Here is a 23,613-nt window from a genome sequence, read left to right on the forward strand (position 1 = left end):
CCGCTTGGGGAGGAGCCGGCACGGCGCGAGGTGCCAATACCGCGAAACTCAGGTCCATTGCAAGTGGCGTGCGCGTGTCGCGCTTAGGGTGGCTCGTGTGTGGCGAGGAGAGCGGAGCGCCGTGGTCGGTGCAGAAGACGCCGTGCCCGGGTACGACGTGACGCCCGGCGACCTCGGCCTCGCCGAACCCGACGTCACGGTCGTCCACGTGGCAGAGCCGGAGCGCGACCGGCTGCGGCAGCAGTCGGCGGCCCTCGGCGGGCGCTCCACGCTGCTGCACTTCTCCGACGCCGACGCGGCGATCGAGATCACCAAGGCCCACCCGGGCAGCCTGCCCCAGTTCATCACCGGGCGCTCGACGCTGCTGTCGAACCTCTTCCGCGACGAGGTCGCGTTGCGCAGCGCCCGCCTCGCCGCCGAGCGCATCACCGCCAAGAACCTCGAGCTGCGCACCACACGCGGCCTGGACTCGGTGCGCCTCGCGGTCGGCCTCGCGTCGTGGCGTATCGGCGGCCTCGCCTGCACGGCGCCGGTGCTGCTGCGCCCGCTCGCCATCCGCCGGCACCACGGCGACTTCGAGCTGAAGCTGCACGGTACGTTCTCGGTCAATCCCGAGCTCGTGCGGGCGCTGCGCACGCACTTCGGCATCTCGATCGACGCCGGCGGCCTCTCCGCCCTCGCGTACGACGGCGGCGTGTTCAAGCCGCAGCCGGTCATCGATCACCTGCGCGCCCTGACGTCGTCGATCGAGTCGTACGCCGTGACCCCCCGCCTGCTGGTCTCGAGCTTCGCCGACGTCGGCGGTCCGATGGCCGCGGATGCCGCCGACCTCGACCATCCCGTGCTCAACGCACTCGCGGGGCATCCGGCCGACCGCGAATCGCTGACAGCACGCCGCGACGCGCCGCCGGCGACGAGCCCCGACGACCGCGCGCCGGCCGCCGACATGCTGCTGCTCGACGCCGACTCCGAACAGGAGCAGGTGCTCGCGCGCATCGCGGCGGGGCAATCGCTCGTCGTGCACACACTCCCCGGCACCGGCGGCACGCAGACCGTGATCAACGCGGTCGGCGCGCTCGTGCGCGACGGCAAGCGCGTGCTCGTGGTGAGCGCGCGTCGCTCCACCCTCGACGGGGTGCGGCACCGCCTGGCCGGCGTCGGGCTGCCCGGCCTCGCCGTCTCGCCCGACCGGCTGCAGCGCGACCTCATCCGCGCGATCGGCCGCAACGAGAAGGCCCAGCCGCCCAAGGTCGCCGACATCGACGACGCGCTCGTGCGTCTGCGGGGAGTGCTCCGTGACTACCGCGCGGCCGTGACGGCGCGGCATCCGTCACTCGGCGTCTCGGTGCTCGAGATCCTGCGGGCGCTCGCCGCGCTCGCCGAGGGCGAGGCGCCGCCGCAGACCGCAGCCCGGTTCGACGTCGACGCGCTCGAGCGGCTGGCCGACACCCGCAACGACGCCGCGGCCAAACTGTCGGCCGCCGCGCGGCTGGGGGAGTTCCGCTTCGGTCCCGACGATTCACCGTGGTACGGCGTGACCTTCGACACGGTCGACCAGGCCCGGGCCGCGCACGCGCTGGCGGGCAAGCTGAACCGCAGCGATGTGCCCACTCTGCTCGAACGCGGGTATGAGCTGATCGGCCAGACGCGCATGCGCCCGTTCCGCACGATCAGCGAACTGGGCACGTACCTGCGCCTGCTGCAGGGCATTCGCGACTCGCTCGATCGCTTCAGCCTGACCGTCTACGAGCGGCCGCTGGGCGAGCTGATCCAGGCGCACGGGTCGCGCCGCGATTCGCCGAACATGACCAACGCGAACCGGCGGCGCTTGCGCCGGCTGTCACGCGAGTACGTGCGCCCGGGCGTGCACGTGCCCGACATGCACGAGGCGCTGGTGCGCATTCAGCAGCAGCGCACCGAGTGGCAGCGCTACGTCGACGCCGGGGTCAGCCCCGAGCTGCCGCTGGGCCTGAGCGACGTGCACGTCGCGTGGCAGCGCGTGGACGCCGACCTCGCCCAGCTCGACGCGGTGCTCGGCAGGCAGGCATCCGAGCAGCTGGCGAGCATGCCCGTGAAGCAGCTCGTGCGCACGCTGGCGGGCCTCGCCGCCGACTCGGACGTCTTCGACAATCTCAAAGAGCGCGCGACACTGCGCACCGAACTTGCCGCGCTCGGCCTCGAGCCGCTGCTGACCGAGCTGTCGGTGCGCCACGTGCCCGAAGACCGGGTCGCCGCCGAGCTCGAGTTCGCGTGGTGGCAGTCGGCCCTCGAGCTGCTGCTGCGCACCGACCGGGCCGTCCTCGGTGCCAACACGGCGGTCGTGGACCGGCTCGAGCGCGACTTCCGTCTCGTCGACGAGGCCCATGCCGCGGCATCCGGTCCCCTCTTGGCCGCGCAGCTGGCGACGCAATGGCGCATCGGCATCGTCGATCACGCCGACGAGGCCGACGCGCTGAAGAAGGCTCTCAAGCGCGGCGCCGTCTCGGCCGGCGAGCTCGCCGCGGTCGCCCCGACGCTCTCGCGCACGCTCGCGCCGGTGTGGCTGGCGTCGCCGTACGACGTTCCCCGCATCCCCGCGTCGATCGGCTTCGACGTCGTCGTCGTGGCCGATGCCGCAGCCCTGTGCCTCGCAGAGGCATCACCCGCGCTGCGTCGCGGTCGCCAGGTCGTCGCCTTCGGAGACCCGGTCACCCAGAAGCCGACGCCGTTCCGTGTCGCAGCGAGCTTCTCGAGCGCCCCCGGCCCCGGATCGACCGCGGTCGCGCCGCAGGATGACGAGTCCGAGGTGCCCTTCGACACCACCAGCGTGTTCGAGCGCCTCGCAGAGCTGTTACCCGTCGAGACCCTCACCCGCAGCTACCGCGCCGGCGGCGAAGACCTGGCCGAACTCGTCAACGACGCGTTCTACGGCGGCGAGCTCGTGTCGCTGCCGTGGGCCGGCTCTTACCTCGGTCGCGGCAGCCTCGCGGTGGACTACGTCGAGGGCGGCCACGGCACCCCCGACCCGATCACCGGAGCGGTCGAGAGCCCCGACGCCGAGGTAGCCCGCGTCGTGACACTCGTCGTCGAGCACGCGGTCAACCGCGGCAGCGAATCGCTCATGGTCGTCACCGCCAGCACACGGCACGCCGAACGCGTCCGCAGTGCCGTCGAAGCGGCGTTCGCCGGCCGGTCCGACGTGGCAGACTTCGTCTCGCGTGACACCGCCGAGCCGTTCTCGGTGCTCACCCTCGAGGAGTCGGTCGCCGAGAGCCGCGACCGCGTCATCTTCTCGCTCGGATTCGGTCTGACCAAGCATGGCCGCGTGCTCAGCGACTTCGGCGACCTGTCGACCCCCGACGGCGAGCGACTGCTCACGGTGGGGATGACGCGCGCCCGGCGCTCGATGGTCATCGTGTCGTCGATCCGCCCGTCGGCATTCGATGACGGCCGGCTCGAGTACGGAGCCGCGACGCTCATGACGATCCTCGGCGGCATCGCCGCGCGGTCGCGCGAGGCGCGGCTCGAAGACCTCGCCGACCCGCTCACCCTCGGGCTCGCGCGGGAACTGCGGCGCGCGGGGCTGTCGGTCGACGTGCACTACCGCGGCCGGCTGCCGCTCGTCGCGCAGTACGGCGGCAAGGCGGTCGTGGTCGAGAGCGACCCAGAGACGGTCGGCGAATCGCTGCGGGAATCGCTGCGTCTGCGCCCACAGGTGCTGCGCCGCTTGGGCTGGCACTATGTGCGCGTGCACTCGTTCGACCTCTACCGCGATCCCGCCGATGTCGCCAAGCGCATCGCCGCGATGCTCGGCGTGCCGCCCGACGCGCCGCGCGTGGACAGCGAGACGCAGCCCATCGATGTCGTCGACTAGACGTCAGCGGATCGAGCGGGTGCCCGGGTCCCGTCGGGCCAAGCTCACGCCTGCGCCCGGGACGACCGCCGAGCCCACGCCCGCAGACGCGGAGAATCCGGACTCCCCGGCCCAGGCATCCGGAACCTCACCCGGTCCGAACGACGAGCGACTGAAGCGCGACGTCCCGCCGCACTACTGACTCAGGCCCGCTGCTTCTCGAGCAGGTCGCGGATCTGCACGAGCAGTTCCTGCTCGGTGGGCAGCTTCGGCTCCTCGTCGGCGGGGCTCACACCGGCCTTGGCGGCGGCACGCTCTTTGATGCGGTTCATCGGGTAGACGAACACGAAGTACACGACGACCGCGACCGCGAGGAACGCGATGATCGCGTTGATCAGGTCGCCGATCGGGAACGTGACATCGCCCCACAGACCGTTCACGGTGATGCCGATCTGACCGTTCGCGTCAGGCTCCCAGAACAGCGCGATGATCGGGTTGATGATGCTCGACACGATCGCATTGACAACCGCCGTGAACGCGGCGCCGATGACGACCGCGACGGCCAGGTCGATGACGTTGCCGCGGAGGATGAACTCCTTGAAGCCCTTGATCACGTGATACCCCTTCACTAGCTCCGGCCGAAGCCGGTCACGAACCCGTCGACGCGGGCGAGGCCTTCGCCTCGGTCTTCGATGGTGCGGAAGCCGGTGCCGAGCTGCCACCCGAGGTGCCCGATCCTCCGCCGGACTCCTTCGATCCTCCGCCGGACTCCTTCGATCCTCCGCCGGACTCCTTGGCCGCGGCGCGCGAGTCCGTGCGATAGAAGCCCGAGCCGTTGAAGGTCACGCCGATCGATCCGTACGCCTTGCGCAGCGGTCCGCCGCACTCGGGGCACTCGGTCAGGGTCGGGTCGGCGAAGGACTGCACCGCGTCGAAGCGGTGGCCGCACTGCTTGCAGGCGTAGGCGTAGGTGGGCATGGCTCTCTCGGATGGTTCAGGGTGCGTTCAGCGCCGGGTCGGCGCGAGGGTGATGGTGCGAGTCGGGGTGACGATGCCCGTCACGGGCTGGTCGTGGACGTCGCGAGGAACCTGGTCGATCACCTCGGAGTCATAGACGACGGCGTAGACCGGAGGGCAGTGCTCCATCGACCCGAGGGTCTTGTCGTAGAACCCCCGTCCCCATCCCAGCCGCATGCCGGTGGAGTCGACGGCGGCCGCGGGGATCACGAGCAGGTCCACGTCGTTGACGGCGATCGGGCCGAGCAGCTCGCCGACCGGTTCGGGCAGTCCGTACATGCCCTCGGCGATGTCGCCGTCGGCGGTGGCGACCGCCCAGTCGAGCAGACCGTCGGTCCGCGTGACGGGAAGGAGGATCCGGATGCCTCGGGCCGCGGCATCCGTCACGAAAGCGCGGGTGTCGGGCTCGGTGGTGGTCGAGAGAAAGCACGACATGGAACGGACGCCGAGATCGGCCACGAGGGCGTCGAGCTGCGCACGGATGCCGTGGGCCGCTTCTTCGCGCGCCTGCTCGCTGAGCAACTGGCGTCGCTCGCGCATTTCGGCGCGCAGCGCCCGCTTGGCGTCGGCGATCGCATCGGGCATGCCCTGATTCTACGGGGCGGCTCGCCGCGCCTCGGCAGGCGAGCGCGGGCACATCCTGGACGGGAGCCTAGAATCAGTCCATGCCCCACACCTCGATCAAGGCCGTCATTCCGGCCGCAGGACTCGGCACCCGCTTCCTTCCGGCCACGAAGGCGATGCCGAAAGAGATGCTCCCCGTCGTTGACAAGCCGGCGATCCAGTACGTGGTCGAGGAAGCCGCCCAGGCGGGCATCGACGACATCCTCGTGATCATCGGACGCAACAAGAATGCGATCTCGAACCACTTCGACTCGGTGCCCGAGCTCGAAGAGAAGCTCAAAGACAAGGGCGACGACGACCGCCTGCGCCGCGTGCTCGAGTCCAGTGACCTGGCAGACATCCACTTCGTGCGTCAGGGAGAGCCCAAGGGCCTCGGCCACGCGGTGCTGCGTGCCCGCGCACACGTCGGCGACGAGTCCTTCGCGGTCATGCTCGGCGATGACCTGATCGACGAGCGCGACGAGCTGCTGACGACGATGATCGCCGAGCACGAGCGCACCGGCGCCGCCATCGTCGCGCTGATGGAGGTCGACCCCGATCACATCCACCTCTACGGTGTGGCCTCTGTCGAAGAGACGGGCGATGACGGCCTGGTGAAGGTCACGGGGCTCGTCGAGAAGCCCAAGAAGGAGGAGGCGCCCTCCAACCTGGCGATCATCGGCCGTTACGTCCTGGCGCCCGATGTGTTCGACATCCTCGAGCGCACCGAGCCCGGCAAGGGCGGCGAGATCCAGCTCACCGACGCGCTGCAAGAGCTCGCCGCCGCCCCGGACGGGCCCGGCGTGTACGGCGTGGTCTTCCGTGGCCGCCGGTACGACACCGGCGATAGGGTGGACTACATCAAGGCCATCGTGCAGCTCGCGGCCGATCGCGAAGACCTCGGTCCGGATCTGCGTCCCTGGTTCAAGGAGTTCGCGGCGAAGCTCTGACGCCGCCCGTTCGAGGGGGTCACATGGATCTGACGGCTCCCCGCAGGCACGGTCCGGTGTCGATCCGGCTGATCCGCCAGCGCGATGCGCGCGTGCTGCAAAACGAGCTCCTCACCAACCGCGACTGGCTGCGGCCGTGGGAGGCCACCAGCCCCGACGGGCCCGTCTCGTTCGACATGCGCGTGGGGGTGCGGCGCCTGCTGCAGCAGTACCGCGACGGCGCCGGCGTGCCGCTCGTGATGGAGTACGACGGCGAGATCGCCGGGCAGCTCAACGTGTGGGGCATCGCCCGCGGCTCGCTGGCGTCGGCGACCATCGGCTACTGGGTGAGCCGCCGCTTCGCCGGGCGTGGCATCACTCCCACCGCGGTGGCCCTGGCCACTGACCTGTGCTTCTCAGAGCTGCGGCTTCATCGCATGGAGATCTGCATCCGCCCCGAGAACCGCGCGAGCCTGCGTGTGGTCGAGAAGCTCGGCTTCCGCTACGAGGGGCTGCGGCGCCGCTTCATCCACATCGACGGCGACTGGCGCGATCACTACGCCTTCGCGCTGGTGCGCGAGGACGTGCCCGAGGGCGTTCTGCAGCGCTGGTTGTCGGGCCGGGCACCCCAGGATGCGGCGACCGTGCCGCCGTCGGACCGCCTGCACGCGTAGCCGGCAGCGGGCGCGGCGCGCCGACACGCGAGCGGATGCCGGGGCCGGGGCATCCGGTCGCTTACCGTGGTCACCATGGACGGGCAGGTGTGGGGTGGGGGCGTCATCGTTCTCGTCGCCGCGCTCCTGTGGCTGGTCTATCTGCTTCCCTCGTGGCACAACCGGCGTCAGTACGACGCCGCCGAGCGCAACGCCGTGCGCCTGAACCAGGCGCTGCGCATCCTCGCCGAGACGAGCGAGACTCCCGAAGAGGTGCGGCTCGAGCTCAACGCCCGCACCGCCGCCGCGCAGCAGCGCCTGGCCAAGCGTGCGCTCGCCGAGCGCGAGCAAGCCGCCCTCGAGCACGCCAAGGTCGATGTCGAACGAGCCCGCGCCGAACGCAGCGCCGCCGAAGCCGCGGCCCGCGTCGAACTCGAGCGGGCACGTGCCGAGCGCGCGGCAGCCGAGGCGGTGGCTCAGGCCGAGCTCGCTGTGGCACGGGCGCTTCCCGAGCTGCGCCGTGCGCGCGCCCGGCGCCGACTGCGTTTCGTCGCGACCCTCGTCGGGATCGTGGGGCTGGGCCTCGCCGGCTGGGGTGTCTACCAGGTGCTGACCGTCGGCGCGCAGCCGCTCATGTGGAGCGGCGTCGCCGTGGCCACAGCATCCGTTCTCGTCCTCCACCGCATGTCACGCGTGACTGCCCGCGCGACCGTGCGGATGGCGGATGCTGCTCCCCGGCCCGCGGTGTCGCTGCAGGACGTCGAGCTCGAGCCCGAGCAGCGCGAGTGGGCGCCGCGCGAACTGCCGCGTCCGCTCACCGCTTCGGCGGGCTCGCGTGCCGCCGCCGTGCTCGACGCCGCCGCGGCACGGACCGCGCTGCGCCAGGCCGCCGTCGACGAGGCGATGCGGGCGCGAGCCGAGGCGGAGCGGCCCCCCTCGATCGACACCGCGCGCACCGCGCGGGTCGCTTCGAACGACACGGACTTCGCGCGCATGGGCTACGTTGACGACGTCGAGATCGAGGCGCACGTGCGGCAGCTGCTCGAGCGTCGCGCCTCCGGTCAGTAGGGGGGCTGGGGGAGGCCCGTCCGATTCGGGCGGGGCGGTGGCGCCGTGATAATGTTGCGGAGGTTCACGGGCCTGTAGCGCAGTTGGTAGCGCGCCTCGTTCGCATCGAGGAGGTCAGGGGTTCGATTCCCCTCAGGTCCACCGAGAGTCTTGCTCACCTGTTCGTGGCCGTGCGCGTCGGCCCGGCGCCGGCGAGCGGCGGCTAGCGCCTCCGCGAAGAAGCGTCCGCCGCCGCCCGCCGGTGAGGCCTCACGCCAGAGCGCGCAGTCCCTCGACGAGCGGAGTCGTGGGCCGGCCGATGAGGCGCGACAGGGTGCCGTCGCTCTGCTCCAGCGCTCCGTTTCGGATGCCGGCATCCAGCGCCGTGACGAAGTCCGCGGTCGCGGCATCCAACCCGGCCGCCATGAGCTGGGCGGCGTGCTCTTCGGGCGAGAGCGCGTGGAACACCACGGGGCGGCCGGTGACGTCGGCGATCGCTTCGGCGAGCTCGCTGTAGTTCCAGGCGACATCGCCGCCGAGCTCGTAGGTCTGCCCGATGTGGCCGTCGGTGACCAGTACGGCGGCAGCGGCATCCGCATAGTCCGCCCGGCTGGCTGACGCGACTCGACCGTCGCCGACGCTCGCGGCGACCACGCCGGTGCCGCCCGCACGCTCCAGGTCGGAGGCGTAGTTCTCGGTGTACCAGTTGTTGCGCAGGATCACTGCCGGCAGCCCCGCCGCGGCGATCGCCTCTTCGGTGGCTTTGTGCTCAGCCGCGAGGATCAGGTCGGTCGTCGTCGCCTTGGGGGCGCTCGTGTACACGAACTTCGAGACCCCGCGGGCAGCCGCCGCATCGATGACAGCCTCATGCTGCGCAACGCGCTGACCGACCTCGGAGCTGGAGATGAGCAGCACCGCGTCGACGCCTTCGAAAGCGCTCGCAATGGTCGACGGATCGGTGTAGTCGAGCTCGCGCACGGTCACACCGCGGCGGGCGAGATCGTCGGCCTTCGCTGTGTCGCGGGCGCCCGCGACGATGTCCTGCGGTGCGACGCCGCGCGAGATGAGGCTGTCGATGACGAGCCGGCCGAGCTGGCCGGTGGCGCCGGTGACGAGGATGGACATGAATGATCCCTTTCTGTATGTGGATACGAGGGATAACCGCCCGGGGCCCGACACCTTCCCGCCTGAAGGTACCCACTTTGGCGTAAGGTACGCACATGACGGTTAGTTATGCGGAGATTCGGGAGGCGTCGGTCGGCGCGTTCAGCGAAGGATGCGGCACCCGCGTGGTGCTCGACCACATCATGAGCAAATGGGGTGTGCTCGTGCTGGCATCTCTCTCCGACGGAACCCGGCGATGGGGCGAACTGCGCCGAGACGTCGGCGGCATCAGCGAGAAGATGCTCGCGACGACGCTCAGGACGCTGAGCGCCGACGGCCTCGTGCACCGCGAATCGTTCCCCGCAGTGCCCCCGCACGTCGAGTACAGCCTCACACCACTGGGCCGCGATCTCATGGAACGGATGCTCCCACTCGTCGAATGGGTCGCCGAACACGCTGACGGAATGCTCGGTCGCGATCCCGTGTGACCCGCGGCGTCGCACGGGGCGGCTGTTTTCAGGATGAGTGCGTGGGCGGCAGGCCTGGGCCGTCCGGATGCGCGAGATCATACGCACGCGCCACCTTCTGCGGCACCACCATGCGCCAGGCGTCGACCACGAGTTCGCGGGCTTCGGCGGGGTCCAGTGCCGCCAGGCGAGCGTGCACCCAGTGGAAGCGCATGTCGCCCTCGGAGGGTAATTCGAACTTGTGCGGCGAGCCCCCGACAAGGCCCGCCCGCTCTTCCTTCGGGAAGGCGAAGCCCATCACCGCCTCGTCGAGCGAGAACGCGACGTACACCATCTGCCCGACGCGGAACTTGAGCCTGCCGTGCACGAACACCTCGTACGAGCGCTCGAGCTCGGTCCCGAGCGGTCGGATGTCGTCCAGGTGCGCCATGGGGGCCGACACTAGTGCGTACCGCCGACTGTTGTCCCGAAGCCGGATGGAGCCTGCCCCTGCTCGCCAACAGGTCAACCGGGCTTCTACAGGACGTTTGGTCGCAGAAACGTCCTGTGGAAGCCCGGTTCTCCTGTGGAGCCCGGTTCTCCTGTGGAGCGCGGAGGGGATGCCGGCCGGATGCCGGATGCGGGGCGGGCAGGTGCTCGGGTCCGTGCTCGCCAACAGGTCAACCGGGCTTCTACAGGACGTGTGGCCGCCGAAGCGTCCTGTGGAAGCCCCGTTCTCCTGTGGAGCGCGGAGGAGATACCGGGCGGATGCCGGATGCCGGGTGCCGGGTGCCGGGCGGGCAGGTGCTCGGGCCCGTGCTCGCCGACAGGTCAACCGGGCTTCTACAGGACGTGTGGCCGCCGAAGCATCCTGTGGAAGCCCGGTTTTCCTGTGGAGCGCGGAGGAGACGCGGGGCGGATGCCGGATGCCGGATGCCGGATGCCGGATGCGGGGCGGGCAGGTGCTCGGGTCCGTGCTCGCCAACAGGTCAACCGGGCTTCTACAGGACGTGTGGCCGTCGAGGCGTCCTGTGGAAGCCCGGTTCTCCTGTGGAGCGCGGAGGAGATGCGGCAGGATGCCGGGTGCCCGGCCCGTCGAGAGGCGACACCCGCGGTTACCGGCGCGCGGGCCGCGGCATCCCGTCTCGTCTCAGTCCTCGGACAGGGCGTACAGCGCCTCGAGCCCTCCGGCCGACTCCGAGAATCGATCGAGCATCGCCCGCAGTTCGTGGGCGGTCACGTTGGCGCCGAAGGCTTCGGCACCCGGCTGAAGACGGATGCCGTCGGCCAAGGCGCCCGCGGGCACAGGGTCGAAGCCCAGGTCGTCGATGACGTGCGCGACGGCGGCGAGGTCGTCGGGGTCATCGCCGGCCAGGGCGATCGCCTTGCGGCCGGGCTCGCCCTGCGGGCGCGCTTCGGCCTCGAGGTCGTGATAGCCCATGTGGTTGAACGCCTTCACCACCCGCGATTCCGGCAGGAACTCCTGCACGATCCGGCTCGTCGATGTCGCGGGGTCGTTGAGGTCGTCTCTCACCCCGTCGACTTCCCACCAATAGTTCATCGCATCGATCACGAGTCTGCCGCGCAGCTCCTCCACCGGCAGTGCGCGGTGCTTTCCGAGAGGCAAGGCGAGGATCACGACGTCGGCCTGGGCGGCGGCCGCAGACGCGGTGGTGGCGACCGCGCCCGGAGCGAGGACCTCGACGGTGAGCGCGATGCGCTCGACCGCGCCGGAGCCGGCGATGAGCACGCGGTACCCGGCAGCGACGGCCAGGCGGGCGAGCACCGTGCCCACCTTGCCCGCTCCGAGAATGCCCAGCGTCGTCGCGTGAGACGCTGCGTGGTCGCTCATGCCCGGACGTCGGCGGAAGCGCCCACCGGAGCCTCGGCGAGCAGCTCCCGCACCATCGGGATCACGCGCGTCCCGTAGAGTTCCACGGCCCGCAGTCGGGCGCTCGCGGGGATCGTGCCGGTCGTGTAGATCAAGTCGAATCGTCCGACGTCGAGCGCACGGATCGCGTGCGCGATCTTGCGCGCGACGGTCTCGGGCGAGCCGATGTACATCGAGCCGTGTGCGATGTCGGCGTCGTAGTCCTCGCGACGGATCGGCGGCCAGCCGCGCAGCGCGCCGATCCGGTCGCGGATGACCCGGTAGCGGGGCCACACGAGCTCGCGCGCCTCTTCGTCGGTGTCGGCGATGAAGCCGGGGGAGTGCATGCCGACCGGATGGGCGGTCGTGCCGAACTGCTCCGACGCACGCCGGTACAGGTCGACGTAGGGCGCGAAGCGCTCGGGAGCACCGCCGATGATGGCGAGCATGAGGGGGAACCCGTAGCGCGCCGTGCGTACGACCGACTGCGGTGAGCCGCCGACACCCACCCAGGTGTTCAGTCGCCCGGACTCGGTCTTCGGGAAGACGTCGGCATCGACCAGCGGCGCGCGCATCGTTCCCGACCAGGTCACCGGGCGCTCCTTGACGAGTTCGGCGAAGAGCTCGATCTTCTCCTCGAACAGCACGTCGTAGTCGGCCAGGTCGTAGCCGAACAGCGGGAAGGACTCGGTGAACGAACCGCGGCCGAGAATGACCTCGGCGCGCCCGTTCGACAGTGCATCGAGGGTCGCGAAGCGCTGGAAGACCCGCACCGGATCATCGGAGGAGAGCACGGTCACCCCCGACCCCAGCCGCATGCGCGAGGTGCGGGTCGCGATGCCGGCGAGCACCGTCTCGGGGCTCGAGATGGCGTATTCGGGGCGGTGGTGCTCACCGACGAGGAACACATCGACGCCGAGCTGGTCGGCCAGCACCGCCTCGTCCACCGTCTGCCGGATCGCAGCGGCGTAGCTGACGAGTGTGCCGTCGTCGCCTTCCGGTACGTCTCCGAAGGTGTTCAGTCCGAACTCGATGTCGTTCATCGTGCGGTTCCTCACGTCCAGGCTCGGGTCGCGAGCCGGTCCACAAGATTGACACGTCAATCTCTTTGCGTTCCAGTATGGACCGGATATAGTTGACGTGTCAATCGAGGAGGCGTCGTGAGCGCGACCCGAACAGGCCGTCGAACACCGAACCGGCAAGAACTCGAGGTCTGGCGCGCCTTCGTCGAGACCACCGAGGCGGTCCGCACCGAACTCGGGCGGCGACTGCAGAGCGACACCGGCCTCTCGCCGGGGGACTACGTCGTGCTGCTTGGCCTCAGTGAGGCGCCCGGGCATCGGCTGCGGTCCTCCGATCTGGCGTCCGAGATCGGGTGGGAGCGCAGCCGGCTCTCACACCACCTCGCCCGCATGGAACGACGCGGCCTGATCTCGCGCGAGGACTGCGCTACCGACAGCCGCGGAGCCGAGATCGTGCTCACGGATGCCGGGGCAGCGGCGTTTCGCGCCTCGATCTCGCCGCACTTCCGCGCTATCAGGGAGCTCTTCGTCGACGCGCTCACGCCGGATCAGCTGGTCGCCGCGGGGGAGATCGCGCGAGCCCTGCAGGCCCGTCTCGACCGGTCCTGATCGCCGTCAGCCGGGCTTCGCCTCGGCGGCGGCGCGGGCGGCGGCCGGCAGCGCGTCGACGATCCGCGTGACGGCGGCCTCGTCGTGCGCCGCCGAGACGAACCACGCCTCGAACACCGACGGCGGTAGCGAGACACCCTGCGCGAGCATCGCGCGGAAGAACGGCGGGTACCGGAACGCTGCCTGCGCCTTCACCGTGTCGTAGTCGTGCGGCGGCGCGTCGGCGAACTGGATCGAGAACAGGTTGCCGCTGCGCTGTACGACATGAGTGACGCCGGCGTCGGAGAGAGCGGATGCCGCGGCATCCGCGATCGTCGTCGCGGCGGCGTCGATGCGGGCATAGGCCGCGGCGTCGAGGTGGTCGAGCGTCGCCCGCCCGGCGGCGACCGCGAGCGGATTGCCGCTCAGGGTTCCCGCCTGGTACACCGGGCCGAGCGGGGCGAGCAGCTCCATGAGCGCCGCCGACCCGCCGAGCGCGGCGAGCGGCAGCCCGCCACCGACGACTTTGCCGAACGTGATGAGGTCGGGGGCGAACGCGACGGGGTCGACGCCGTACCAGCCGGCGGGGCCGACGCGGAAGCCGGTGAGCACCTCGTCGAGGATGAGGAGCGCGCCGTTCGCGTGCACGATGTCGGCCAGTGCGGCGTTGAACCCGTGCGCCGGCGGCACGATGCCCATGTTGGCCGGCGCGGCCTCGACGATGACCGCCGCGATCTCGGCGCCCCGGGCGGCGAACACCTCGCGCACGGCGTCCACGTCGTTGTACGGGACGACGAGCGTCTGCGCGGCGATCGGCGCAGGCACGCCGGCAGACCCCGGGAGTGCGAGCGTCGCGACACCCGAGCCGGCCTCGGCCAGCAGCCCGTCGGAATGGCCGTGATAGTGCCCGGCGAACTTCACGATCAGGTCGCGGCCCGTCGCGCCGCGGGCGAGGCGGATCGCGGTCATGGTCGCCTCGGTGCCCGTGGAGACCAGGCGCACGCGCTCCACGGGGCGCGCGACCCCGTCACGGGTGACCCTCGCTGCGATGAGCTCGGCCAGCTCGGTCTCGCCGGGCGTGCTCGCGCCGAAGCCGAGGCCGTGGGCGGCGGCATCCTGCACCGCCTTCACGACCGCGGGATGCGCGTGCCCGAGGATCGCGGGACCCCACGACCCGACGAGGTCGACGTATTCGCGGCCCTCGACGTCGGTCACGTACGGACCCGACGCCGACACGAAGAAGCGGGGGGTCTCGTGCACTGAGCCGAACGCGCGCACCGGCGAGTTCACACCGCCCGGCATCGCGCCCCGCGCCCGGGCGAATTCCTGTGCGTTCGTCGTGGGCTCAGTCATCGGATCCATCCCGCCAGTTCGGTCGCCCAGTACGTCAGCACGGCATCGGCGCCGGCACGACGGATGCCGAGCACCGACTCCTCGATCGCGCGACGCCGATCGATCCAGCCGTGGGCCGCGGCGGCCTCGATCATCGCGTACTCGCCCGACACCTGATACGCCCACACCGGGACGGGGCTCGTCGCCGCGGCATCGGCCAGCACGTCGAGGTAGCTCATCGCGGGCTTGACCATCACGATGTCGGCGCCCTCGGCCACATCGAGGTCGAGCTCGCGCATGCCTTCGCGGCGGTTCGCCGGGTCTTGCTGATACGTGCGGCGGTCGCCCTCGAGCGAGGACTGCACGGCCTCGCGGAACGGACCGTAGAACGCCGAGGCGTACTTCGCCGCGTAGGCGAGGATCGGCGTGTTGCCGAAGCCGGCGTCGTCGAGCGCGTCGCGCACCGCGGCGACCTGACCGTCCATCATGCCGCTGAGCCCCAGCAGCTGCGAGCCGGACTCGGCCTGGGCCACGCCCATGTCGCGATAGCGCTCCAGCGATGCGTCGTTGTCGACGTAGCCCTTCGCATCGAGCACGCCGCAGTGGCCGTGGTCGGTGAATTCGTCGAGGCACAGGTCGGTCTGCACGACGAGTGCGTCGCCGGCCTCGGCGACCGCGATCCGGGTCGCCACGTTCAGGATGCCGTCGGGATCGGTCGCACCCGACCCGGTGGCGTCCTTGTGCTCGGGCACGCCGAACAGCATGATGCCGCCGATGCCGGCGGCTGCGGCATCCGTCACGGCCTTCTTGAGGCTCTCGGTCGAGTGCTGCACGACGCCCGGCATGGACGAGATCGGCACCGGCTGGGTGGCGCCTTCGCGCACGAACATCGGCAGGATCAGCTCGGCCGGGTGCAGCCGGGTCTCGGCGACCAGGCGCCTCATCGCGGGAGTCGCGCGCAGGCGGCGGGGGCGGTCGATCATGGGCGGGCTCCGGTCAGGTCGGCGGCGCCGGCGTCGAGCAGTTCGCGGGCGACGGATGCCGCGACCTCACGCGGTGCGTCCTCGTCCGGCCACGACCCGGCGTGGGACGACGTGAGGGCGGTCGCGCCGTCGAGACTGTAGACGCTGGCCGAGAGCAGCAGCAGGCCGGCATCGACGACGGCGCGGGCGCCGAGAGGAGCCGAGCAGCCGGCCTCGAGCAGGGCGAGCACCTCGCGCTCGGCCTCGACGGCGGCACGCGTCTCGCGGTGGTCGAGGGCGCGGACGAGGTCCTCGTCGCCCCGGCGCACCTCGACCGCGAGCGCGCCCTGGCCGGGGGCGGTCGGCCACGCGTCGGGGTCGAGCAGCTCGGTGATCACGTCGGTGCGGCCGAGGCGATTGAGCCCGGCGGCGGCGAGGATGACGGCATCCAGCTCGCCGTCCGTGACCTTGCCGAGGCGCGTGTCGACGTTGCCGCGGATGTCGACCACCTCGAGATCGGGACGACGCCGGCGCAGCTGCGCCATGCGACGCGGGGAGCCCGTGCCGACGCGCGCGCCGCCGGGCAGGTCGTCGAGGGTCAGGCCGTCGCGCGCGCACAGGGCGTCGCTGGGGTTCTCGCGCGCCGGGATCGCCGCGACGACGAGCTGGTCGTGCGGCGCGGTCGGCAGGTCTTTGAGCGAGTGGACGACCACGTCGCAGCGGCCCTCGAGCAGCGCATCGCGCAACGCGCCGGTGAACAGTCCCATGCCGCCGGCGCGCGAGAGCGGCTCGTTCGAACGGTCGCCGGCGGTCGTGATCGTGACCAGTTCGGCGGTGACTCCGGTGGCGTCGGCGAGGTCGTCGGCGACCATCCCGGTCTGCGTGAGGGCCAGAGCGCTGCCGCGCGTGCCGATCCGCAGCGCGCTCATGCCAGCACCTCGGGGATCTCGTCGAGGCGGATCCGCCGGCCGGTGAAGAACGGCACCTCTTCGCGCACATGGCGGCGCGCTTCGGTCTGACGGAGGTCGCGCATCAGGTCGACCAGCTCCACCAGCTCGGGGGCCTCGAGCGCCAGGATCCACTCGTAGTCGCCGAGCGCGAAAGACGCGACCGTGTTGCTCAGCACGCTGCGATGCCGCGCGCCCTTGCGCCCGTGGTCGGCGAGCATCTGCCGCCGCTCGTCGTCGGGCAGGATGTACCAGTCGTACGACCGCACGAACGGATACACCGTGAGCCACGTCTCGGGCTCTTTGCCGCGCATGAACGCCGGCAGATGGCTCGAGGTGAACTCGGCGTCGCGGTGCACGCCCATGGCGTTCCACACCGGCAGCAGCGACGCGAGGGGCTCGGTGCGGCGCAGCTTGCGCAGCGCCGCCTGCAGCACCTCGGGGGCGGTTCCGACGCCGTTCTCGTCGGTCGTGCCGTGCAGCCACACCATGATGTCGGCGTCGGCGCGCATGCCCGAGACGTCGTAGAACCCGCGCACGGCGACACCGGATGCCTCGACCCACTCGACCGCCGCGACGATGTCGCCGCCGGTCGCCGCCGGCGCCGGTCCGCCCGCCGCCAGAGCCGGATCGCGACGGAACACGGCCCACAGGGTGTAGCCGAGGGCTTCGGGGGTGGATGACTCGGGTGCGGGACTCGCCGAGGGATCGGTCATGGGTTCTATCCTCCCATCCCGCGGCAGGGCCGAGAGTGGCCGGTTGGCGGTCAGGGGGAGAGGAGAGCGGCGGCGATGCGCTCGGCTTGGCCGACGATGCCGGCCAAGCCCGAGCCGGCGACCGTCTCGCCGACCAGGGCGAGGCCGGAAGGCGGTGCCGGGGCGGGGCGCGTCCACGACACCACCGCGGCGTCGACCACGACCGGGAGCGGCAGGCCCAGCAGGGTCTCAGCGTCGGTTCGGGCCGCTGCCACGGGGTCAGCGGGTGTCGCGTCGTACGAGAGTCGCAGCACGTGACGCCCGGCGGCGGCCTCACGCAGCCAGGCCCACTTCCCGGTGGCGTGCGTCAGCGCGCGCGCGCCCACTGGGGCTCCTTGCGCGACGAGCATTCCGCTGCCGCGGGGTGCGGCATCCAGTTCGTTCTGCTCCACGACGAGGGTGACGAGGTCGATGCGTCGTCCCGACCCCGCCGGCGCTGCGATCCCGGGCGCCGCGATCACCACGGTGCCCGGCAGCGCATCGAGTCGCTCGACCCGCGTGCCGAGGCGGACGTCGACCCCGCGCGTGGCGAGGTCATCGGCGAGAGCGGAGACGAGGCGATGGATGCCACCCCGGATGCCGGCCACGGCCGAGCCGGGCGGGGCGGCGGCGCGCAGCCGTGCGACGGCACCGCTGAGGGACCCGGCCGCGATGACGGCATCCGCCAACCCCGGATGTGCGCGCGCGAGGGGAAGCTCATCGGGATGCTGAGAGTGCACGCCGTGCACCACGGGAGCCACGAGCAGGTCGAGCACACCGGGTCCGAGCCGCTCCCGCACGAGCACGCCGAGCGTGGCCGGCACCGTCGTGACGGGCGCCGCGTCCAGGATCACGGCGCGCTCGGCGGCCTCGCGCCCCACGACCCGCACCACGTCATCGGCGAGGGGGTCCGAGGGGATGCCGAGCAGCGCGGTGGCCGGCAGCGGCACCGCCTCGCCCGACGCGGGCTGGAGCCAAGCCGGGCCGGGGACCGGAGCCACGATGTCGCCGGCCATCCCCAGTTCGGTCACCAGCGCCTCGACGGCGCCGCCGCGGACCGCGAAGCTCTCGGCTCCGGCATCCAGCGCGATCCCCGCAACCTCATGCCGCGCGACCGTGCCGCCGAGGCGATCGGATGCTTCCAGCAGCGTGACCGCAGCGCCTGCCGCGGCGAGCCGCCGGGCGGTGACCAGGCCGGCGATGCCGCCGCCGACCACGGAGAACTCAGGCATTTCGGTGGACGAACTCCACGATGCGCGTGAGCACTGTCGGATCGGTGTCGGGCGGCACGCCGTGTCCGAGGTTGAGGACGTGCGCACGGGCGGCCCGGCCGCGTTGGAGCACATCGCGGAGGTGCGCCTCGAGCACCGGCCACGGCGCCCGCAGCAGCGCGGGGTCGATGTTGCCCTGCAAGGTCACGTCGCCGCCGACGCGTCGCGCCGCCTCATCGAGAGGCAGACGCCAGTCGACGCCCACCGCGTCGACCCCGATGTCGCGCATCGCCGCGAGCAGCTCGCCGGTGCCGACGCCGAAGTGGATCAGCGGCACACCCAGGTCGCGCACCGGCTCGAGCGCGCGGGCCGAGAAGGGCGCGACGTGTGCGGTGTAGTCGGCGAGGCTGAGGGAGCCGGCCCACGAGTCGAAGAGCTGACCGGCCGAAGCCCCCGACTCGATCTGGGCGGTCAGGAAGGCACCGGTGATCTCGGCGCACCACGACAGCAGCGCCGCCCACGTCTCGGGATCGGAATGCATGAGGGCGCGCGTCTTGAGCTGCTCCTTCGACGGGCCGCCCTCGACGAGGTACGAGGCAAGCGTGTACGGCGCCCCCGCGAAACCGATGAGCGGAGTGTCGCCCAGCCCGGCCACGGTGAGCGCAACCGCCTCGCGGATGGGTGCGAGTGCCGCGGGATCCAGTGGCGGCAGCGCCGCGACATCCGCCGCCGTCCGCACGGGGCTCTCGAGCACGGGCCCGCGACCGGCCACGATGCGCACGTCGACGCCCGCGAGCCTGACCGGGATGACGATGTCGCTGAAGAAGATGCCGGCGTCCACGCCGTGGCGACGCACGGGTTGGAGGGTGATCTCGCTCGCGAGCTCAGGGTTCAGGCACGCGTCGAGCATGTCGGTGCCCACGCGCAGCTCGCGGTACTCGGGCAGCGACCGCCCAGCCTGTCGCATGAACCACACCGGGGGCGTCTCGAGGCGCTCGCCGCGATACGCGCGAACGAGCGGGGGAGGCGTGTAGCCCTCTGCGAGCATCGGGTGGGAGGAGTCGAGCGGCACGTCATCCACCTTAGGCTCCCGCCTTGCGAGACCCGTCGGCAGCCAGTGCCCAGAGCGGTGCCTTAAGATGGGGGCGTGCTCCTCTGTCTGACCGCGAACCACCGGAACGCGAGCCTCGACATCCTGGAGCGTCTCTCCGTGGGCGCGCCGTCGGCCACCCGCGCCCTCGTGCGCGACGAGATCTTCGTCTCCGGCGCGGTCGTCCTCGCCACGTGCAACCGGTTCGAGGCCTATCTCGACATCGACGAGCCGCTCACCGGCGGTGAGGCCGTCGCGGTCGAATCGGTCGTCGACGCGCTGGCCGGGGCATCCGGTATTCCCGTCGACCACCTGCGGTCTTCTGTCGCCGTGCATCAGGGCCCGGATGCCGCAGCCCACCTGTTCGCCGTGACGAGCGGACTGGAATCGATGGTCGTCGGCGAAGACGAGATCTCGGGCCAGGTGCGCCGCGCTCTGGACGCCGCCCGTGCCGACGGCCTGACCAGCGGCGAGCTGGAGCGGCTGTTCCAGCGGGCGACGCACACCAGCCGGGGCGTACGCAACCGCACGCAGCTGCGCGGCGCTCACCGCTCGCTCGTCCGTCTCGCGCTGGAACTGGCTTCGAGCCGCATCCCCGACTGGGCGGCCGCACGCGTGGTCGTGGTGGGAACCGGTCGCTACGCCGCCCGCACGGTCGACGCCCTCCGCGCTCGCGGGGCCGGCGACATCCACGTCTTCTCGCCGTCGGGTCGCGCCGAGGCGTTCGCCGCGAAGCACGCGCTCGAGGCGGTCTCGGACTTCCGTGCCGCTGCGGCCGAGGCCGACGTCGTCATCACCTGCACCGCCGATGCGGTCGTGCACGCCGAGGCGTTCACGGCCGGCCACCGTGTGCTGGTGATCGACCTGGGCCTGCCCCGCAACGTCGACCCCGACGTGGGCGGTGTCGCCGGGGTCGAGCTGCTCGATCTCGAGACCATCCGGCTGCACGCGCCTCTCGCAGAGTTCAGCGCGCACGCCGACGCGCGCGCCATCGTCGGAGACGCCGCGACGGAGTTCCACGCCGACCGCCTCGCCGGCCCCGCCATCACGGCGCTGCGCACCGACGTCCTCGCGAAGGTCGAGGCCGAGATCGCCCGGGCCCGCGCGCGCGGCGCGGGCGACGAGACCGAGGCGGCGCTGCGACACCTGGCGGGCGTGCTGCTGCACCGGCCTTCGGTGCGCATCCGCGAACTCGCGGTCGAAGGGCGGATCGACGAGGCGCGGGCGGCGCTCGAGCTGTTGCACGGCCTCTCGGTCGAGGTCGATGCGGCGACCATCCTGGCAGCCCTCGACGAGGATCCCTGGTCAGCAACGGCGTAGCCGCGAACGACACCGCGGACGGATCCGGCCCATCCGGCCGACTCTCCCCTGGGGCGGAACGTGGTGCCTCGACTCACCGCCACAGCCGCGAGTAGTCGCCGCGGTGAATGATTCTAAAGATATCTTGCGAAAGAGTTCTTTAGAATCTACGCTCGTCGCATGACCACTGAAGATCGCCCGGATTCCAGTCCCCGGCCCCGCGAGCGGATCACCGACCCCGAGCGCATCCGCGCCCTCGCGCACCCGGTGCGGATCGCCCTGCTCGACCACCTGGGTGATGTCACGGAAGCCACCGCCACGGAATGCGCCGAGGCGCTGGGGGAGTCGGCGGCCAGCTGCTCGTTCCACCTGCGCATGCTGGAGAAGTACGGCTACATCGAGCGTGCCGAGCGTCGCGGCCGCGAGAAGCCCTGGCGTGTGCGCCTCGCGGATTTCGACATGCGTCCCGACCCGGCAGTGCCGGGCTCACTGCGGGCCGTGCAGGCCGTCGGCTCCTTAGGCCTCGAATCGGAGTTCCTCCGTGCGATGGACTGGTTCTCGCGCGTCGACCGCGAACCGGACGAATGGGTCCAGGCGATGACCTTCACGCGTTCGTCATTCTGGGCGACCTCGGAGGAGCTCGCCGAGCTCAGCCGCGACGTGCAGAACCTGACGAATCGGTTCGCGGGCCGGCACGCCGACCCGTCCCGGCGCCCACCCGGCGCGCGCTATTCGCGCTTCTTCGCCGTCGTGAACCCCGAGCCCGAGGCCGACCGGTGACGGCGGCGGCGGGGCGCCGGGGCATGCGTCTGCCCGTGGCGTGGTCGGCCCCCGGCTTTCCTCGACTGACGGGTGCGTGGGTGGCGACCAACCTCGGCGACAGTGCGCTGTACCTCATGATCGCCGTGTGGGTGAAGGAGCTCACCGGCTCGGACGTGGCAGCGGGCTTCGTCTTCGTGGCACTGGGGCTGCCCGCGATCCTGGCGCCGTTCATCGGCATGATGGCCGACCGGGTTCCGCGCCGTCGGCTGCTGGTCCTCAACAACATCGCTCTCGTCCCGATCGTGCTGTCGCTCCTGCTGGTCTCGGGGCCGGCGCAGCTGTGGCTCGTCTACGCCGTCGTCTTCGTATACAGCGCGGCCGGTTACGTCACGGCATCCGCGCAGTCGGGCATCATCCGCGCGATGCTGCGCGACGACCAGCTCGCGTCGGGAAACGGCGCCCTCTCGACGATCGACAACGGCCTGCGCCTCGTCTCGCCACTGATCGGGACGGCGCTGTATGTGTGGATGGGCGCGCCTGCCGTGATCGTGATGACCGCGGCGTGCTTCGGCGTCGCCGCACTGATCCTGGCAGGGCTGCCCGTCGGAGGTGCGGCGCCCGAGCGTGCGCCGAGTCGCGGATACTTCCGCGAACTCGTGGCCGGCTTCGAACAGCTCTTCGCGCCGCAGAGCCTGCGCGTCGTGTCGATCGCGGCGGCGATCGCCTTCAGCGCGGCGGGGCTGCTCAACATCATCGTGTTCCCCGCTCTGGACGCCATGCACGTGGATGCCGCGGCGATCGGCATTCTGGTGCCCGTCCAAGGGGCCGGCGCCGTCGTCGGCGGTGTGATGTCGGCGACTCTGGTCACCCGATGGGGCGAGGGCAGAGCCGCCGCCCTCGGGCTCCTGCTCCTCGCGGTGGGGAGCGTGCCGTTCGCCTTCGGGTCGGTCGTCATCGCGGGTGCGGGCATGTTCGTCCTGGGCGTCGGCATCCCGATCACCATCGTGGCCTTCTCCACCCTTCGTCAGCGGCTCACCCCCGACGCCTTGCAGGGGCGCACCGGGGCGGCGGCCAACGTCGTGGTCAACCTGCCGCAGACGCTCGCGTCGATACTCGGCGCGGGGCTGCTGGCAGTCGTCGACTTCCGGGTCCTGCTGTGGGTGGCCGTCGCTGTGGTGCTTCTCGGCGCCGTGACCGCGCTGCTCGCGCGGCGCACGCCTGTCGCAGCCGCCACGGCGTCGCTCACCGACGCTGACGGCGCGCTGTCGTGACGCCGCCGCGCGCGCCTCACGGCGCGCGCCACCGCGAATCGCGACACGGCGGTTCCCGGGTGGGGAAGGCGGTATCCGTCAGCCGGCGAGCTCGTGCAAGAGGAACGCGCCGAGGAAGCCGAACGTCGCCCATAGGCCGGTGAGCGCGTGCTGCTCGTCAAACGCCTCGGGGATCATCGTGTTGCAGACCATCGCGAGCAGACCGCCGGCCGCGATCGTCGTGATGAGCGCGATGAGATTCGCCGGCGCTGCCTGCAGCGCCACGAAACCCAGCACTGAGGCGGCGACCGTCACCAGTGCGATGCTTGTCCATAGCAGGGCGACGGACCGGCCGCCAGATCCGCTGCGCTTGAGGGCGGCCGTCGAGCCCAGTCCCTCGGGAAAGTTGCTGATCGCGATGGCCGCCACGATCGGGATGCTGATGCCGCCTTGCAGCACCGAGAGCCCCATCACGATCGACTCCGGGATGCCGTCGATCAGAGCTCCGATCGCGATCGCCACACCGCTGCCGCCCGCGAGCTTGGCGCCCGCGCGGCGGGCGACGATGTTCGCGGGCGTGTCGGTCGGCCTCTGCTTCGGGCGCGACACGAGCCAGTCCGCCACGATGTAGAGCACGGCGCCCGCGAGGAACCCGACGGTCGTCGGCACTAGGCCGCCGTCGGCGGCCGCCTCCTCCACCAGTTCGAACGCCAGGGTGGAGATGAGCACGCCGGCGCCCAGCGCCATGATGCCCGCCACGAGGCGTTGCGGAATGTCGACGAACCACGCAACGGCGGCCCCGACCAGCAGGGTGCCACCGCCGATCAGACCGCTCAGGGCTGCGAGCCAGATGCCGTCCATGCCGCCAACCTAGTGGTCGGCCGGGATCGTGCGGTCCAGGTTCGGCCGGTGCGC

24 protein-coding genes and 1 tRNA gene are annotated in these 23,613 nt (G+C 71.3%); 11 read left to right on the forward strand and 14 right to left on the reverse strand.

The genetic code is table 11. The features are described from left to right. Positions 1-121 precede the first annotated feature (121 nt). Positions 122-3,853 (forward strand): AAA family ATPase, encoded by a 3,732-nt coding sequence (locus tag K0817_RS14045; protein WP_219982150.1) that lies wholly within the window; start codon positions 122-124, stop codon positions 3,851-3,853. A gap of 19 nt (positions 3,854-3,872) precedes the next feature. Next, positions 3,873-4,034: a hypothetical protein gene (locus K0817_RS14050; protein WP_253735399.1), complete on the forward strand. Its 162-nt coding sequence runs from the start codon at positions 3,873-3,875 to the stop codon at positions 4,032-4,034. 1 nt (position 4,035) lies between these two features. Here K0817_RS14050 and mscL read toward each other — a convergent pair whose 3' ends face one another. The 3 genes from mscL to K0817_RS14065 are packed head-to-tail and all read right to left on the reverse strand — an operon-like array spanning position 4,036 to position 5,434. Continuing rightward, a complete protein-coding gene (mscL, locus tag K0817_RS14055) occupies positions 4,036-4,446 on the reverse strand; it encodes a large conductance mechanosensitive channel protein MscL (protein ID WP_219982152.1) in 411 nt (136 codons plus the stop codon). A 34-nt stretch (positions 4,447-4,480) separates the two neighbouring features. Continuing rightward, positions 4,481-4,810, reverse strand: a complete 330-nt coding sequence (locus K0817_RS14060) for an FmdB family zinc ribbon protein (protein ID WP_219982153.1) — start codon at positions 4,808-4,810, stop codon at positions 4,481-4,483. A 27-nt stretch (positions 4,811-4,837) separates the two neighbouring features. Continuing rightward, the gene (locus K0817_RS14065; RefSeq protein ID WP_219982154.1) at positions 4,838-5,434 is read right to left on the reverse strand and encodes a 5-formyltetrahydrofolate cyclo-ligase; all 597 of its coding nucleotides are present in this window, start codon (positions 5,432-5,434) and stop codon (positions 4,838-4,840) included. A gap of 80 nt (positions 5,435-5,514) precedes the next feature. On the opposite strand from K0817_RS14065, the gene galU reads away from it, so the two are divergent. The 4 genes from galU to K0817_RS14085 all read left to right on the forward strand — a co-directional run bounded on the left by galU (position 5,515) and on the right by K0817_RS14085 (position 8,243). Continuing rightward, a complete protein-coding gene (gene galU / locus K0817_RS14070) occupies positions 5,515-6,402 on the forward strand; it encodes a UTP--glucose-1-phosphate uridylyltransferase GalU (protein WP_219982155.1) in 888 nt (295 codons plus the stop codon). A 23-nt stretch (positions 6,403-6,425) separates the two neighbouring features. Beyond that, positions 6,426-7,055, forward strand: coding sequence for a GNAT family N-acetyltransferase (locus tag K0817_RS14075; protein ID WP_219982156.1), 630 nt, complete (start codon positions 6,426-6,428; stop codon positions 7,053-7,055). Between the two features lie 75 nt (positions 7,056-7,130). Then, positions 7,131-8,102, forward strand: coding sequence for a large exoprotein (locus K0817_RS14080; protein ID WP_219982157.1), 972 nt, complete (start codon positions 7,131-7,133; stop codon positions 8,100-8,102). A 68-nt stretch (positions 8,103-8,170) separates the two neighbouring features. Next, a tRNA-Ala gene (locus K0817_RS14085) sits at positions 8,171-8,243 on the forward strand. A gap of 108 nt (positions 8,244-8,351) precedes the next feature. On the opposite strand, the gene K0817_RS14090 is transcribed toward K0817_RS14085, so the two are convergent. Then, positions 8,352-9,206, reverse strand: a complete 855-nt coding sequence (locus tag K0817_RS14090; protein ID WP_219982158.1) for an SDR family oxidoreductase — start codon at positions 9,204-9,206, stop codon at positions 8,352-8,354. Positions 9,207-9,301: 95 nt separating this feature from the next. Between K0817_RS14090 and K0817_RS14095 the strand changes: the two genes are divergently transcribed. Beyond that, a complete protein-coding gene (locus tag K0817_RS14095) occupies positions 9,302-9,673 on the forward strand; it encodes a helix-turn-helix domain-containing protein (protein WP_219982159.1) in 372 nt (123 codons plus the stop codon). Between the two features lie 28 nt (positions 9,674-9,701). On the opposite strand, the gene K0817_RS14100 is transcribed toward K0817_RS14095, so the two are convergent. From K0817_RS14100 to K0817_RS14110, 3 genes are all read right to left on the reverse strand, one after another. Further along, on the reverse strand, positions 9,702-10,082 hold the full coding sequence (locus K0817_RS14100; RefSeq protein WP_219982160.1) for an MmcQ/YjbR family DNA-binding protein: 381 nt from the start codon (positions 10,080-10,082) through the stop codon (positions 9,702-9,704). A 699-nt stretch (positions 10,083-10,781) separates the two neighbouring features. Beyond that, on the reverse strand, positions 10,782-11,483 hold the full coding sequence (locus K0817_RS14105; RefSeq protein ID WP_219982161.1) for an NADPH-dependent F420 reductase: 702 nt from the start codon (positions 11,481-11,483) through the stop codon (positions 10,782-10,784). Further along, on the reverse strand, positions 11,480-12,544 hold the full coding sequence (locus K0817_RS14110) for an LLM class flavin-dependent oxidoreductase (protein ID WP_219982162.1): 1,065 nt from the start codon (positions 12,542-12,544) through the stop codon (positions 11,480-11,482). The genes K0817_RS14105 and K0817_RS14110 overlap by 4 nt, the downstream gene beginning before the upstream one ends. A 117-nt stretch (positions 12,545-12,661) precedes the next feature. Here K0817_RS14110 and K0817_RS14115 point away from each other — a divergent pair, with 117 nt between their 5' ends. Then, entirely contained in the window at positions 12,662-13,132 is a 471-nt protein-coding gene (locus K0817_RS14115) for a MarR family transcriptional regulator (RefSeq protein ID WP_219982163.1), read from the forward strand. A 6-nt stretch (positions 13,133-13,138) separates the two neighbouring features. Here K0817_RS14115 and hemL read toward each other — a convergent pair whose 3' ends face one another. The 6 genes from hemL to hemE are packed head-to-tail and all read right to left on the reverse strand — an operon-like array spanning position 13,139 to position 19,369. Beyond that, positions 13,139-14,464: a glutamate-1-semialdehyde 2,1-aminomutase gene (gene hemL, locus K0817_RS14120; RefSeq protein ID WP_219982164.1), complete on the reverse strand. Its 1,326-nt coding sequence runs from the start codon at positions 14,462-14,464 to the stop codon at positions 13,139-13,141. Beyond that, entirely contained in the window at positions 14,461-15,426 is a 966-nt protein-coding gene (hemB, locus tag K0817_RS14125) for a porphobilinogen synthase (RefSeq protein WP_219982165.1), read from the reverse strand. Before hemB ends, hemL begins: the two co-directional genes overlap by 4 nt. Then, positions 15,423-16,334 carry a hydroxymethylbilane synthase gene (gene hemC, locus K0817_RS14130; protein WP_219982166.1) on the reverse strand — a complete coding sequence of 304 codons (912 nt, stop codon included), beginning with the start codon at positions 16,332-16,334 and terminating at the stop codon, positions 15,423-15,425. Before hemC ends, hemB begins: the two co-directional genes overlap by 4 nt. Beyond that, complete coding sequence (gene hemQ, locus K0817_RS14135; protein WP_219982167.1) at positions 16,331-17,068, reverse strand: hydrogen peroxide-dependent heme synthase; 738 nt, start codon at positions 17,066-17,068, stop codon at positions 16,331-16,333. Before hemQ ends, hemC begins: the two co-directional genes overlap by 4 nt. 50 nt (positions 17,069-17,118) lie before the next feature. After that, positions 17,119-18,318, reverse strand: coding sequence for an NAD(P)/FAD-dependent oxidoreductase (locus K0817_RS14140; protein ID WP_219982168.1), 1,200 nt, complete (start codon positions 18,316-18,318; stop codon positions 17,119-17,121). Next, positions 18,311-19,369, reverse strand: coding sequence for a uroporphyrinogen decarboxylase (gene hemE, locus K0817_RS14145; protein ID WP_374209551.1), 1,059 nt, complete (start codon positions 19,367-19,369; stop codon positions 18,311-18,313). Before hemE ends, K0817_RS14140 begins: the two co-directional genes overlap by 8 nt. Before the next feature lie 75 nt (positions 19,370-19,444). Here hemE and K0817_RS14150 point away from each other — a divergent pair, with 75 nt between their 5' ends. The 3 genes from K0817_RS14150 to K0817_RS14160 all read left to right on the forward strand — a co-directional run bounded on the left by K0817_RS14150 (position 19,445) and on the right by K0817_RS14160 (position 22,719). After that, the gene (locus tag K0817_RS14150) at positions 19,445-20,707 is read left to right on the forward strand and encodes a glutamyl-tRNA reductase (RefSeq protein WP_219982169.1); all 1,263 of its coding nucleotides are present in this window, start codon (positions 19,445-19,447) and stop codon (positions 20,705-20,707) included. A 159-nt stretch (positions 20,708-20,866) separates the two neighbouring features. After that, positions 20,867-21,466 (forward strand): helix-turn-helix transcriptional regulator, encoded by a 600-nt coding sequence (locus tag K0817_RS14155; RefSeq protein ID WP_219982170.1) that lies wholly within the window; start codon positions 20,867-20,869, stop codon positions 21,464-21,466. A 23-nt stretch (positions 21,467-21,489) separates the two neighbouring features. Next, positions 21,490-22,719 (forward strand): MFS transporter, encoded by a 1,230-nt coding sequence (locus K0817_RS14160; RefSeq protein ID WP_219982171.1) that lies wholly within the window; start codon positions 21,490-21,492, stop codon positions 22,717-22,719. A gap of 78 nt (positions 22,720-22,797) precedes the next feature. Here K0817_RS14160 and K0817_RS14165 read toward each other — a convergent pair whose 3' ends face one another. Next, complete coding sequence (locus K0817_RS14165) at positions 22,798-23,559, reverse strand: ZIP family metal transporter (RefSeq protein ID WP_219982172.1); 762 nt, start codon at positions 23,557-23,559, stop codon at positions 22,798-22,800. Between the last annotated feature and the right edge of the window lie 54 nt (positions 23,560-23,613).

Source organism: Microbacterium sp. HD4P20 (assembly GCF_019449275.2).
GTDB lineage: Bacteria > Actinomycetota > Actinomycetes > Actinomycetales > Microbacteriaceae > Microbacterium.

Coding starts and splice junctions, on each gene's coding strand:
- K0817_RS14060 (WP_219982153.1), bottom strand. CDS start 4,810: ATGCCCACCTACGCCTACGCCTGCAAGCAGTGCGGCCACCGCTTCGAC.
- K0817_RS14065 (WP_219982154.1), bottom strand. CDS start 5,434: ATGCCCGATGCGATCGCCGACGCCAAGCGGGCGCTGCGCGCCGAAATG.
- galU (WP_219982155.1), top strand. CDS start 5,515: ATGCCCCACACCTCGATCAAGGCCGTCATTCCGGCCGCAGGACTCGGC.
- K0817_RS14075 (WP_219982156.1), top strand. CDS start 6,426: ATGGATCTGACGGCTCCCCGCAGGCACGGTCCGGTGTCGATCCGGCTG.
- K0817_RS14080 (WP_219982157.1), top strand. CDS start 7,131: ATGGACGGGCAGGTGTGGGGTGGGGGCGTCATCGTTCTCGTCGCCGCG.
- K0817_RS14090 (WP_219982158.1), bottom strand. CDS start 9,206: ATGTCCATCCTCGTCACCGGCGCCACCGGCCAGCTCGGCCGGCTCGTC.
- K0817_RS14095 (WP_219982159.1), top strand. CDS start 9,302: ATGACGGTTAGTTATGCGGAGATTCGGGAGGCGTCGGTCGGCGCGTTC.
- K0817_RS14100 (WP_219982160.1), bottom strand. CDS start 10,082: ATGGCGCACCTGGACGACATCCGACCGCTCGGGACCGAGCTCGAGCGC.
- K0817_RS14105 (WP_219982161.1), bottom strand. CDS start 11,483: ATGAGCGACCACGCAGCGTCTCACGCGACGACGCTGGGCATTCTCGGA.
- K0817_RS14110 (WP_219982162.1), bottom strand. CDS start 12,544: ATGAACGACATCGAGTTCGGACTGAACACCTTCGGAGACGTACCGGAA.
- hemL (WP_219982164.1), bottom strand. CDS start 14,464: ATGACTGAGCCCACGACGAACGCACAGGAATTCGCCCGGGCGCGGGGC.
- hemB (WP_219982165.1), bottom strand. CDS start 15,426: ATGATCGACCGCCCCCGCCGCCTGCGCGCGACTCCCGCGATGAGGCGC.
- hemC (WP_219982166.1), bottom strand. CDS start 16,334: ATGAGCGCGCTGCGGATCGGCACGCGCGGCAGCGCTCTGGCCCTCACG.
- hemQ (WP_219982167.1), bottom strand. CDS start 17,068: ATGACCGATCCCTCGGCGAGTCCCGCACCCGAGTCATCCACCCCCGAA.
- K0817_RS14140 (WP_219982168.1), bottom strand. CDS start 18,318: ATGCCTGAGTTCTCCGTGGTCGGCGGCGGCATCGCCGGCCTGGTCACC.
- K0817_RS14155 (WP_219982170.1), top strand. CDS start 20,867: ATGACCACTGAAGATCGCCCGGATTCCAGTCCCCGGCCCCGCGAGCGG.
- K0817_RS14160 (WP_219982171.1), top strand. CDS start 21,490: ATGCGTCTGCCCGTGGCGTGGTCGGCCCCCGGCTTTCCTCGACTGACG.
- K0817_RS14165 (WP_219982172.1), bottom strand. CDS start 23,559: ATGGACGGCATCTGGCTCGCAGCCCTGAGCGGTCTGATCGGCGGTGGC.